Genomic DNA, 12,204 nt, shown 5'->3' on the forward strand with positions numbered 1-12,204 from the left:
TTTCTTCACAAGCTCTGAGCGCCGCGATCGCCGCGTGCCGGATCGCGGCGATCGGGGAAGTCCGCACCTTGCGGCCGGCTTCCCTTATCCTTGCGTGGAGACGACGACACGCAGGCTCGGGGACGCTCGGTGATCCAGTTCGATCAAGTCAGCAAACGCTACGAAGGTGGCCATGAGGCGCTCTCGCAGCTTTCGTTCGAGGTGCCCAGTGGCGAGATGGCCTTCGTCACCGGGCATTCCGGCGCCGGCAAGAGCACCCTGCTCAAGCTGCTGGGGCTGATCGAGCGGCCGTCGCACGGCAGCATCAGCGTGGACGGCAAGAGCCTGGCGAAGATCCGCCACAGCGGCATCCCGAAGTGGCGCCGGCACCTCGGCATGGTGTTCCAGGACCACCGCCTGCTGCTGGACCGCAGTGTGTTCGCCAACGTCGAGTTGCCGCTGGTGATCGGCGGCATCGCGCGCGCCGAGCGTGCCCGCCGCGTGCGCGCCGCGCTCGAGAAGGTCGGCCTGCTGGCCTACGAGCGCCAACTGCCGGCCACCCTGTCCACTGGCGAGCAGCAGCGCGTGGGCATCGCCCGCGCGATCGTGGCGCGACCGGCGCTGCTGATCGCCGACGAGCCCACCGGCAACCTCGACCCACAGCTGGCGGTGGAAATCATGGGCCTGTTCAGCGAGTTCCAGCAGCTCGGCACGACCGTGCTGATCGCCAGCCACGACCTGCCGCTGATCAAGCGCATGAAGCGGCGGGTGATCGTGCTCGACCACGGCCGCCTGGTCGCCGACCTGGCCGCGCAGGAGGTGCTGTGAACGCGTCGACGCAGACCCTGCACGCGCCGGCGGATGCGTCAGGCCGCAACACCCACAGCCGCGGCAGCCGCATCGGCAACTGGTGGGAACACCATCGCTGGAGTGCGGGATCGAGCCTGCGCCGGCTTGCCGCGCGCCCGTTCGGCAGCTTGCTCACGATCGCGGTGATGGGCCTGGCGCTGGCGCTGCCGCTGGCGTTCTACCTGCTGCTGGGCAACGTGCAGCAACTCGGCAACGCGCTGGGCCAGAGCCAGGCGATCAGCGTGTTCCTGCAGCCGGGTCAGGCTGCACCGCAGGCGCAGCTGCTGGCCCAGCAACTGGGCAATCGCCCCGAGGTGGCCGCGGTGACGGTGAAGACACCGCAGCAGGGCATGGACGAACTGGCGCAGATGCAGGGCTTCTCCGGCGCCCTGCACACGCTGGACGACAACCCGCTGCCGTACGTGCTGCAGTTGCAGCCGCGCGCGGGTGTGAGCGCGCAGGCGCTGGAGCAGCTGGTGGCCGACGTGCGCACGCTGCGCAGCGTCGACCTGGTGCAGGACAGCGGCAGCTGGCGGCAGCGGCTGGACGCCTTGCTCGGCGTGGGCAATCGCGTGGTGCTGGTGCTTGCTTCGCTGCTGGCGCTGGCGGCGCTGCTGGTGGTCGGCAACACGGTGCGGGTGGACATCGCCAGCCGCAGCGAGGAGATCGGCGTGCTGCTGCTGGTCGGCGCCAGCGGCGCGTTCGTGCGCCGGCCTTATCTGTATGCGGGGATCTGGTACGGCCTGTTCAGCGGCATCCTGGCGGCGCTGCTGGCAGTGCTGATCGAGCTGGCGCTGGCCGCGCCGGTGGCGCGGTTGAGCCAGGCTTACGATGGCAAGCTGCAGGTCGGCGGCCTGCCGCCGTGGCTGCTGCTGGCGGTGCCGCTGGTCGCCGCGGCGCTGGGCTGGCTGGGCGCGCGGCTGGTCAGCGCGTGGCAATTGCGCAAGGCGGTGTGACGGTCTTGCGCCGGGGTGACGTGAATCGCAGCCGCCGGTGCCGTATCCGGTGCACTATCCCCAGTTACGGCGGGTGCAGGAGGTGCGCCTGCGGGTTCATCGGCGCAGGACTGCCACGAGTCGGGTGGGTGAGTTAAGGAATGAGTACGAATATCAGCAGCCGTCTGCTGACCGAGGCGCCGCGGGTGCTGGTGGTCGACGGCTCGCGCGTGGTGCGCCAGTTGATTACCCGCGTGCTGCTGGCCGAGCTGCCCGGGGTCGAGGTGACTGGTTGCGGCAGTGGCGCCGAGGCGCAGCAGGTGCTGGGCGAAGGCGTGTTTGATTTCATCACCATCGCATTGCGCCTGCCCGACATGGACGGGCTGGAGCTGGCGCGCTTCGTGCGCGAGTCGGCGCCGCAGGCGTACGTGCCGATCGTGGTGGTTTCCGGCGACGTCGAGGACCGGCTGCATCGCCGCTCGCTGGGCGAACATGTCACCGATTATTTCGACAAGGCGCTGGGCTTCCAGGCGCTGGCCGAGTTCATCCGCGGCTACGTGCGACCGGACGACACCGCCGAGGGCGTGGTGCTGTACGTCGAGGACAGCCGCGTGGTGGCGCTGGCGACGCGCCGCATGCTGGAGAAGATCGGACTCACCGTGCGCCACGTAGTCAGCGTGGAAGACGCCCTGGCGCTGCTGGAGACCTCGAAGGCACAGGGCGTGGTGGGTGCCGACGTGGTGCTCACCGACGTCAGCCTGAAGGGTGAACTCACCGGCGGCGACCTGCTCAAGCACGTCCGCGGCGAGTTCGGCTACGGCAAGGGCCGGCTGCCGGTGCTGGTGATGACCGGCGACGAGAACCCCGCCAACCAGGCCGCGCTGATCAAGGCTGGCGCCAACGACCTGGTCGAGAAGCCGGTCGAGGAAAAACTGCTGGTGACCAAGCTGCTGTTCCAGCTGCGCGTGGCCAGGCACCTGCGCGAACACGCCGCCGGGGCATGAGCGACGCGGCGCAGATCCGGCTGGAACCGTCGTGGAAGGCGCGCATCGGCGATTATCTGATGCGTCCCGAAATGCAGGCGCTGGCGACGTTCCTGCGTGCGGAGAAGCAGGCCGGCAAGCGGATCTACCCGCCAGGCCCGGAGATCTTCGCCGCGTTCGCGCATACCCCGTTCGACGCGGTGCGGGTGGTAATCCTGGGCCAGGACCCATACCACGGCCCCGGGCAGGCGCACGGCCTGTGCTTCTCGGTGCGCCCCGGCGTGCGGGTGCCGCCGTCGCTGGAGAACATCTTCAAGGAAATCCAGCGCGACCTCGGCGTCGCGCGCCCCGACCACGGCTGCCTCACGCCGTGGGCCGATCGCGGCGTGCTGTTGCTGAACAGCGTGCTGACGGTGGAGGAAGGCCGCGCCGGAGCCCACCAGGGCAAGGGCTGGGAAGGCTTCACCGATGCGGCGATCGACGCGCTCAACCGCGAGCGCGAGGGTCTGGTGTTCCTGCTGTGGGGCAACTATGCCCAGCGCAAGGGCCAGCTGATCGACACCCGCCGCCACGGCGTGCTGAAGAGCGTGCATCCCTCGCCGTTGTCCGCCCATCGCGGCTTCCTCGGCTGCGGGCATTTCTCCGGCGCCAACCGCTACCTGGAGGCGCATGGCCACGCGCCGGTGGACTGGTCGTTGCCGCCGCGGGCCGCATTGCAGGGCCAATTCACGCCCACTTGAACGCTGCCCGGGCAACCTCATGTGGACTCGGATGGGGCGCTGGACAAGGGTGGAAAATATCTGTACTATTCGGTTCATTAAAAGCGCGGAACCAACCCCGCGCTTTAGCACTCCAACCACCCGAGTGCTAAACTTTGACGTCATGCAGGAGGTTCCATCCATGTCCCAAGCCTTGGCGATCACCCCCAGCAACCTGCCCAGCGTCGTCGGCAGCCTGGACGCGTACATCTCCGCGGTTCACCGCATTCCGGTACTGAGCCAGGAAGAGGAGCAGGCGCTGTCGCGCGACTACCTCGAGGAGGCCAACCTGGCCGCCGCGAAGAAGCTGGTGATGTCGCATCTGCGTTTCGTGGTGCATGTGGCGCGCGGTTACTCGGGCTACGGCCTGCAGCTGGCCGACCTGATCCAGGAAGGCAACATCGGGCTGATGAAGGCGGTCAAGCGCTTCGATCCCGACCAGGGCGTGCGCCTGGTCAGCTTCGCGGTGCACTGGATCCGCGCCGAGATGCACGAGTTCATCTTGAAGAACTGGCGCATCGTGAAGGTCGCCACCACCAAGGCGCAGCGCAAGCTGTTCTTCAACCTGCGCAAAAGCAAGAAGCGCCTGGGCTGGATGAACGCGGCCGAGGTGAGCACCGTGGCGAAGGACCTGGGCGTGCCCGAGGCAACCGTGCGCGAGATGGAATCGCGCCTGTCCGGCCGCGACATCGGTTTCGAGGCTCCGGTTGATGCCGACGACGACGCCAAGCCGGCGCCGGCGGCGTTCCTGGTCGACGATGGCGCCGACCCGTACCAGAACGTGGCCGATGAGGATTACGCCGACAACCAGATGGAAACACTGAACGACGCGCTCGCCCACCTGGACCCGCGCTCGCGCGACATCATCCAGCGGCGCTGGCTGGACGATTCCAGCAAGGCCACGCTGCAGGACCTGGCCGACGAGTACGGCGTGTCCGCCGAGCGCATCCGCCAGATCGAGGCGAACGCGATGAAGAAGATGCGTGGCCTGTTTGCGACGGCGGCCTGAGCCGGAGCATCGAGTCATGGTCGAACGAAAACGGCCCCGCGAGGGGCCGTTTTCATTTCCGCCTCTCTGGCGTGTGCCGCTCAGCGCCGCACGGCGGCGGGCTGGCGCAGCGCCATGCCCTTGAGCACGTTCAGCGCCTGCGACAACGCGTAGTCGCTGGTGGCCAGTTTGGCGTCGGCAGCGCTGCCGTCGTCATTGATGTCGGTGCCGGCCTGGGCCTTCTCGTTGGCCAGGTGATTCGGCAGGTCGGCTTCCGAGCTGATCAGCACCGGACCGTGGTCGGAGGGGTTCACCGTGAGCTCGGCCAGCGCGATGTCCGGCTTGATGCCTTCGGCCTGGATCGAGGTGCCGTTCGGCGTGTAGTAGCGCGCGGTGGTGATCTTCACCGCATGGTCGGCGTCCAGCGGCAACACCGTCTGCACCACGCCCTTGCCGAACGTGCGCTGGCCCATGATCAGCGCGCGGTGGTTGTCCTTCAGCGCGCCGGAGACGATTTCCGCGGCGGAGGCGGTGCCGTTGTTGGTCAGCACGACCATCGGCGCGCCGGCGAGCTGGTCGCCGGGATGCGCCTTGAAGCTCATGTTCGCATCCTGCAGGCGGCCGCGGGTGGTGACGATGGTGCCGGCGTCGAGGAAGTCGTCGCTGACGCCCACCGCCGCGGTGAGCAGGCCGCCGGGGTTGTTGCGCAGGTCGAGCACGGCGCCCTTCGGCGCCCCGTTCTTCGCGATCAGCTGGCCCAGCTTGCGCTCCAGGTCGCCCGCGGTGTCGTCCTGGAACTGGCTGATCCGCACGTAGGCGTAGCCCGGTTCCAGCTCGCGCACCTTGACGCTGCTGATCGCGATGTTCTCGCGCACCAGGTGCAGGTCGATCAGCTTGTCGCTGTTCTGGTGCACGATGGTCAGGTCGACCTTGCTGCCCGGCTTGCCGCGCAACTCCTTGAACATCCCGTCCACGTTCTGCGCGTCGACCACGATGCCGTTGATCTTGACGATGCTGTCGCCCGGCTTGATGCCGGCGCGCGCCGCCGGGGTGTCGTCGATCGGCGAGACGATGCGCAGGCCGCCGTCGACCTGCAGCACCTCGATGCCGAGGCCGCTGTACTGGCCGGTGGTGTCCTCGTTGAGCTGGGTCAGGCCTTCCTTGTCGAGGTATTCGCTGTGCGGGTCGAGTCCGCTGAGCATGCCGGTGATGGCGGCCTTCATCAGCGTCTTGTCATCGACTTTCTCCACGTAGGCCTGGCGCACTACCTCGTAGACGCGGCTGAAGTTGCGGATGTCGTCCAGATCCACCTGGTCGACGCTGCCGGCAGTGGCGGGAACGGCGGCGCTGCTGGTGGCGGCCGGCAGCTCGACCGGCGCGGCCGGGCTGGCCGGTGGGTTCTGCGCGCAGAGGCTCGGCGCGGCCAGCAGGAATGGCGCGACCAGCAGCAGGGCCGTCAGGCCCAGCGGCGCGCCAGAGGGGGAAAGACGCATGCGTGTGACTCCGTGCAGCGAACAGCGTCGCGCCGGAGCGCGACGGGAAAAGTGGTCAGGCATGAGACAACCAGAGGCCGGGGTAATTCAGTGTGAACGTGCGGCTAGCCTGCGATGCGGCGACGATCGCGTCAACGGTGCTGGCTCAGCCAGCTGCGCGGATCGACCGGCTGGTTGTTCCGGCGCAGTTCGAAATAGACGCCGGTGTTGACCCCGGTGGGCGGGCTGGCGGTGCCGATCGCCGCACCGGCTTCCACCTGGTCGCCGACCCCGTGCAGCAGGGTCTCGTTGTTGCCGTACATGCTCATCCAGCCGTTGCCGTGGTTGAGGATCAGCAGCATGCCGTAGCCGCGCAGGAAGCCGGCGTAGATCACCCGGCCGCGGGCCACGGCGTGGATCTCGCTGCCGCCGGAAGCCTTGATCAGCACGCCGTTGCCGTAGCTGTTGACCACCCCGCTGGCCGGCCATGGCAGGTTGCCGCGGATGTTGGCGCTGGCGCCGCCGACCTCGAGCGGCGGTGGCGGCTTGTGCCCGGGGTGCTTCCGGATCGCCGCGGCGCGCTCGGCAGCGGCGCGGGCGGCGGCTTCGTCGATCGCCTTCTGCAGTTTGTCGAGCAGGCGGTTGAGCGCCTGCGCGTCCTGTTTCAGCGCGGCCAGGCGCTGCGCCTGGTCCTTGTATTGAGCGTCGGTCTCGGCAGCCAGCTTCTGCTGCGCGGCGCGTTGCCCGGCCAGCACGGCGGCCTGCTGCTCGCGCTGGGCCCGGGTTGCCTGCAATGCCTGCTGCTCGGCGCTGATCGCCTGCTCCAGTTCCTGCAGTCGGGCCAGGTCGTCCATCAGGCGCTGCACCCGCTGCACGCGGTCCTGCTGGAAGTACTTCGAGTACACCAGCGCGCGGGCGATGCGCGCCACGTCCTCATCGCCCAGCAGCAGGCGCAGGTCCGAGCCGCGTCCGAGCGCGTAGGTGGCGCGCAGCAGCTCGGCGATCGCGGCGCGCTGGCCGTCCAGGGCCTGCTTGAGGGTCGTGCGTTGCTGCTGCAACTCGTCCAGCTGCTGCTGTTTGGCCGCCAGTTCGGCGTCGGTCTGATGTACCGCGCGTGCCGCGTTGGCCAGGGCGTTGGCCTGCCTGGCCAGCTCCGCGTTGGCGTGGTCACGCCGGCTGGCGGTATCGGCCTGCTGCTGGGCCAGTGCTTCCATCTTCTGCTGCAGCTCGGCCAGTTTGTGCTTGGCCGCGGCTTGCTCGCTGCGGCTCTTGCCGTCCTGGCGCGCGTGCAGCGGAGTGATGGCCAGGCAACCCAGCAGCACGGCAAGGATCAGGCGGCGAACGGGGCGGACGGCGGCACGGGCGGGTATGGGCATGCGGCTGATTATCCCCGAGCGGGACGGACGGGGCGAGATGGTGGCCGGGCCGGGGGCAGCGGATGCCGACGAGGCGGCACCCGCCGCGATGGTGTCCTGGCTCGTTTCGGCGCGCCGGCCGCACGCCCGCCGATCGGTGCCGGCATCGGGGCGGTTCGGCTTGGCTCGCGGCTGCCTCGAACGGCCATGCTTTCTGGATGGCAGTTTAGCCGTCCAAACAAATATTTTGACGCGTCGCAACAATTGTGCTTTAGTCAGGGCCGCTCCTGCGCAAAACGATCGGTGCCCCCGGCATCGCGGCAGCCTGCGCAGCCCGGAGGGGTGAGATGGCGACAAGCGGCACGGCGACCTTGTACGACCCGGCGTTCGAACACGACAGCTGCGGCTTCGGCCTGGTTGCGCAGGTCGACGGCCGCGCCAGCGCCTGGCTGGTCGACACCGCGTTCGCGGCGCTTGCGAAACTCTCCCATCGCGGCGGCGTGAACGCCGACGGCGTCAGCGGCGACGGCTGCGGCGTGCTGATCCATCGTCCGGCGGACTGGCTGCGCGCGCTGGCGACGGCGGACGGCATCGTGCCGGGCGAGCGCTTTGCGGCCGGGCTGGTGTTCCTCGATCCGGCCGGCGGCGAGGCGGCAGCGATCGCGTTCGAACAGCACCTGGCCGAAGCGGGCCTGGCGCTGGCCGGCTGGCGCGAAGTGGCGGTCGACGCGGAGGCCTGTGGCCCCCTCGCCAGCGCCAGCCGTCCGCGCGTGCGCCAGGTGTTCGTGAATGCAGCAGCCGGCATGGACGATGACGCGTTCGAGCAGGCGCTGTTCCGCGCACGCCGGCGCGCCGAAACCGCGCTGGTGGACGACCCGCACTTCTACGTGGTGAGCCTGTCGGCGCACGTGATCGGTTACAAGGCGATGGCCGCGCCAGGCCGGCTGCGCGAGGTGTTCGCGGATCTGCAGCATCCTGCGCTGGCCAGCGACGCGGTGGTATTCCACCAGCGCTTCTCCACCAATACCACGCCGCAATGGCGGCTGGCGCAGCCGTTCCGCCTGCTGGCGCACAACGGCGAGATCAACACCATCCGCGGCAACCGCCGCTGGATGCAGGCGCGCGAGGCGGTGCTGCGCTCGCCGCGGGTCGACCTGACCGACATCGGCCCGCTGGTGCGCCAGGACGGCTCCGATTCCGAGAGCCTGGACAACGCGTTGGAAGTGCTGCTGGCCGGCGGCCTCGACATGCTCACCGCGATGCGCGTGCTGGTGCCGCCGGCGTATGCGGCGCGCGAGGACCTGGACGAGGACCTCACCGGTTTCTACGAGTACTACGCATTGCACAGCGAGCCGTGGGACGGTCCGGCCGGGCTGGTGATGTGCGACGGCCGCTACGCGGCGTGCACGCTGGACCGCAACGGCCTGCGCCCGGCGCGCTGGGCGCTGTCCGACGACAACCACCTGATCGTCGCTTCCGAGGCCGGCCTGTGGGACGTGCCTGCGTCGCGCGTGGTGGCGAAGGGCCGGCTCGGGCCGGGGCAGATGCTGGCGGTGGATTTCGCCGGCAAGCGCCTGCTGCACGACGCCGACATCGACGCGATTAACAAGAGCCGCGCGCCATTCCGCGACTGGCTGCGCGCCGGCGTGAGCTACCTGGAATCGGACCTGATCGACCCCAGTCTCGCCGCCGAGCCACTGCCGACCACGGTGCTGCGCCGCTACCAGAAGCTGTACGGCCTGAGCCGCGAGGAACGCGAGAGCGTGTTGAAGGTGCTGGCCGAGACCGAGGCCGAAGCCACCGGCGCGATGGGCGACGACACCCCGATGGCGGCGATGTCGCGCCAGGTGCGGCCGCTGTTCGACCGCTTCCGCGAAGGCTTCGCCCAGGTCACCAACCCGCCGATCGACCCGCTGCGCGAGCGGCTGGTGATGTCGCTGGTCACCCAGTTCGGTCGCGAGGGCAACCTGTTCGAGCTGTCGGCGGACAACGCGAAGCAGATCCTGCTGAACTCGCCGGTCTGCTCGCAGCGCAAGTTGCGCCAGCTGCTGGCACTGCCGCAGTTCGTCAACGCCACCGTGCAGATCGACCTGTGCTATGCGCCGGAGGAAGGGCTGGAAGCGGCACTGCGCCGATTCTGCCTCGAGGCAGAACAAGGTGTGCGCGGGGGCGCCGGGATGGTCTTCATCACCGACCGCTATCCGAACCGGGACACGCTGCCGGCGCATGCGCTGCTCGCCGTCGGCGCGATCCACGCGCACCTGGTCGAGCGCGGCCTGCGCTGCCAGTGCAACCTGCTGGTGGAAACCGCCACGGCGCGCGACGCGCACCAGTTCGCCTGCCTGATCGGCTTCGGCGCCACCGCGATCTACCCGTGGCTGGCCTACCAGAGCCTGTTCGAGCTGGGCCGCGACGGCCACATCCGGCGCGGTGACGGCACGCCGCGCGAGATCGGCCGCAGCTACCGGCGCGGCATCCGCAAGGGTCTGCTGAAGATCCTCTCCAAGATGGGCATCTCCACCATCGCCGGTTACCGTGGCGCGCAGCTGTTCGAGATCGTGGGGCTGGCGCCGGAAGTGGTGGCGCTGTGTTTCGCCGGCACGCCCTCGCGCATCGGCGGCGCCGCCTTCGCGGAACTGGAGCACGACGCCCGCCTGCTCGCTGCCGAGGCGTGGAACGAGGCGCAGCCGCTGCGCGCCGGCGGCATCTACAAGTACGTGCACGGCGGCGAGTACCACATGTACAACCCGGAGGTGATCGACACGCTGCAGGTCGCGGTGCGCAGCGGCGCGATGGCCGACTACCGCCGCTACGCGCAGCAGGTGGATGCGCGCCCGCCGTCCGCACTGCGCGACCTGCTGCTGCCGCGGCCGGCCGGCGCGGCGATTCCGCTGGACGAAGTCGAGCCGGTCGAGGCGATCCTCAGGCGTTTCGATTCCGCCGGCATGTCGCTCGGCGCCTTGTCGCCGGAAGCGCACGAGGCGCTGGCGATCGCGATGAACCGGCTCGGCGCGCGCAGCAATTCCGGCGAAGGCGGCGAGGACCCGGCGCGCTACGGCACCGAGAAGAGCTCGAAGATTAAGCAGGTCTCCTCCGGCCGCTTCGGCGTCACCGCCGAGTACCTGGTCAACGCCGAGGTGCTGCAGATCAAGATCGCGCAGGGCGCCAAGCCCGGCGAGGGCGGCCAGCTGCCCGGGCACAAGGTCAACGAGCTGATCGCGCGGCTGCGCTACGCCAAGCCCGGCATCGGCCTGATCTCGCCGCCGCCGCACCACGACATCTACTCGATCGAGGACCTGGCGCAGCTGATCCACGACCTGAAGGAAGTGAACCCCGACGCGCTGATCTCGGTGAAACTGGTTTCGCATGCCGGCGTGGGCACGGTCGCCGCCGGCGTGGTGAAGGCGGGTGCGGACCTCATCACCATCTCCGGCCACGACGGCGGCACCGGCGCCAGCCCGCTCACCTCGATCAAGTACGCCGGCACGCCGTGGGAGCTGGGCGTGGCCGAGGCGCAGCAGACGCTGCGCCGCAATGGTCTGCGCGGACGCGTGCGGCTGCAGACCGACGGCGGCCTGAAGACCGGGCTGGACGTGATCAAGGCCGCGCTGCTGGGCGCCGAGAGCTTCGGCTTCGGCACCGGTCCGATGGCGGCGCTGGGCTGCAGGTACCTGCGCATCTGCCACCTCAACAACTGCGCCACCGGCATCGCCACGCAGAACGAGACGCTGCGCCAGGAGCACTTCACCGGCCTGCCCGAGATGGTGATGAACTACTTCCGCCTGCTCGCCGAAGACGTGCGCGAGCACCTGGCGAAGCTCGGCGTGCGCAGCCTCGGCGAACTGATCGGGCGCAGCGAGCTGCTGCGCCAGGCCGAAGGCAGCACGCCCGTGCAGAAGCAGCTCGACCTGTCACGGCTGATCGCCGCGGACGGTCTTGGCGTAGCGGTGGACAGCGCCTGCACCTTCCCACGCAACCCGCTGCGCGACGAGGCGGCGCTGGCCACGCGCATCGCCCGCGATGCTGCGCCGCTGGTCGAACTGGGCGCGGGCGGCACCTTCCGCTACGCGATCGAAAATACCGACCGCGCGATCGGCGCGCGGCTGTCCGGCGACGTGGCGCGGCGCTGGGGCGACCACGGCATGGCCGAGCCGATCACCCTGCAGCTGGAGGGCAGCGCGGGGCAGAGCCTCGGTGCGTGGAACACCGGCGGCGTGCAGATCGACCTCACCGGCGAGGCCAACGACGGCGTCGGCAAGGGCATGGCCGGCGGGCGCATCGTGGTGCGGCCGCCGGCGGACGCGCGCTTCGCCAGCCAGGACGCGGCGATTCTCGGCAACACCTGCCTGTACGGCGCCACCGGCGGCGAGCTGTTCGCCGCGGGCCGCGCGGGCGAGCGCTTCGGCGTGCGCAACTCCGGTGCACTGGCGGTGATCGAGGGCGCCGGCGACCACTGCTGCGAGTACATGACCGGCGGCGTGGTCGCCGTGCTCGGTGCCTGCGGGCTGAACTTCGGCGCCGGCATGACCGGCGGCTTCGCCTACGTGCTCGACCTGGAGCGCAATTTCGTCGATTGCTACAACCACGAGCTGGTCGACATCGTGCGTGTCACGCCGGAAGGCATGGAGCACCACATGCAGCACCTGCGCGGCCTGATCGCGCGCCACGCCGAACTCACCGGCAGCGCCTGGGCGAAGCATCTGCTGGGCGATTTCCGCGGCCTGCTGCAGCGCTTCTGGCTGGTCAAGCCGAAGGCGGCGAGCCTCGCCGCGCTGGCCGATGAATTGCGGAGGGCGGCATGAACAGAGCTGGGAATCGGGAATGGGGAATAGGGAATAGGGAAAGCAGCGGCGTCGCGCGCCTCCGCACGATGCGCGGCGGTGGC

At 69.5% G+C, this 12,204-nt stretch carries 8 protein-coding genes; 6 read left to right on the forward strand and 2 right to left on the reverse strand.

Going from position 1 to position 12,204, the window contains the following annotated elements; translation table 11 throughout:
- Positions 1-129: 129 nt before the first annotated feature.
- From ftsE to rpoH, 5 genes are all read left to right on the forward strand, one after another.
- Positions 130-807 (forward strand): cell division ATP-binding protein FtsE, encoded by a 678-nt coding sequence (gene ftsE, locus UUA_RS01385; protein WP_008433605.1) that lies wholly within the window; start codon positions 130-132, stop codon positions 805-807.
- A complete protein-coding gene (gene ftsX / locus UUA_RS01390; RefSeq protein WP_008433606.1) occupies positions 804-1,784 on the forward strand; it encodes a permease-like cell division protein FtsX in 981 nt (326 codons plus the stop codon). The genes ftsE and ftsX overlap by 4 nt, the downstream gene beginning before the upstream one ends.
- 140 nt (positions 1,785-1,924) lie before the next feature.
- Entirely contained in the window at positions 1,925-2,767 is an 843-nt protein-coding gene (locus tag UUA_RS01395; protein ID WP_008433607.1) for a response regulator, read from the forward strand.
- Complete coding sequence (gene ung, locus UUA_RS01400; protein WP_008433608.1) at positions 2,764-3,486, forward strand: uracil-DNA glycosylase; 723 nt, start codon at positions 2,764-2,766, stop codon at positions 3,484-3,486. Before UUA_RS01395 ends, ung begins: the two co-directional genes overlap by 4 nt.
- A gap of 160 nt (positions 3,487-3,646) precedes the next feature.
- The gene (gene rpoH, locus UUA_RS01405) at positions 3,647-4,513 is read left to right on the forward strand and encodes an RNA polymerase sigma factor RpoH (protein WP_008433610.1); all 867 of its coding nucleotides are present in this window, start codon (positions 3,647-3,649) and stop codon (positions 4,511-4,513) included.
- Positions 4,514-4,593: 80 nt separating this feature from the next.
- Here rpoH and UUA_RS01410 read toward each other — a convergent pair whose 3' ends face one another.
- The gene (locus UUA_RS01410; protein ID WP_008433613.1) at positions 4,594-5,985 is read right to left on the reverse strand and encodes a S41 family peptidase; all 1,392 of its coding nucleotides are present in this window, start codon (positions 5,983-5,985) and stop codon (positions 4,594-4,596) included.
- A 131-nt stretch (positions 5,986-6,116) separates the two neighbouring features.
- Positions 6,117-7,340, reverse strand: a complete 1,224-nt coding sequence (locus UUA_RS01415; RefSeq protein WP_039953392.1) for a murein hydrolase activator EnvC family protein — start codon at positions 7,338-7,340, stop codon at positions 6,117-6,119.
- 326 nt (positions 7,341-7,666) lie between these two features.
- Here UUA_RS01415 and gltB point away from each other — a divergent pair, with 326 nt between their 5' ends.
- Positions 7,667-12,121: a glutamate synthase large subunit gene (gene gltB, locus UUA_RS01420; protein WP_008433616.1), complete on the forward strand. Its 4,455-nt coding sequence runs from the start codon at positions 7,667-7,669 to the stop codon at positions 12,119-12,121.
- The last annotated feature ends 83 nt before the right edge of the window (positions 12,122-12,204 follow it).

The sequence above is a fragment of the Rhodanobacter thiooxydans LCS2 genome (assembly GCF_000264375.1).
In the GTDB taxonomy this organism is placed as follows: Bacteria; Pseudomonadota; Gammaproteobacteria; order Xanthomonadales; family Rhodanobacteraceae; genus Rhodanobacter; species Rhodanobacter thiooxydans.

What these genes read in the sequence shown, in the direction of transcription:
- UUA_RS01395 (WP_008433607.1), top strand. Translation starts at nt 1,925, where the DNA reads ATGAGTACGAATATCAGCAGCCGTCTGCTGACCGAGGCGCCGCGGGTG.
- ung (WP_008433608.1), top strand. Translation starts at nt 2,764, where the DNA reads ATGAGCGACGCGGCGCAGATCCGGCTGGAACCGTCGTGGAAGGCGCGC.
- rpoH (WP_008433610.1), top strand. Translation starts at nt 3,647, where the DNA reads ATGTCCCAAGCCTTGGCGATCACCCCCAGCAACCTGCCCAGCGTCGTC.
- UUA_RS01410 (WP_008433613.1), bottom strand. Translation starts at nt 5,985, where the DNA reads ATGCGTCTTTCCCCCTCTGGCGCGCCGCTGGGCCTGACGGCCCTGCTG.
- UUA_RS01415 (WP_039953392.1), bottom strand. Translation starts at nt 7,340, where the DNA reads ATGCCCATACCCGCCCGTGCCGCCGTCCGCCCCGTTCGCCGCCTGATC.
- gltB (WP_008433616.1), top strand. Translation starts at nt 7,667, where the DNA reads ATGGCGACAAGCGGCACGGCGACCTTGTACGACCCGGCGTTCGAACAC.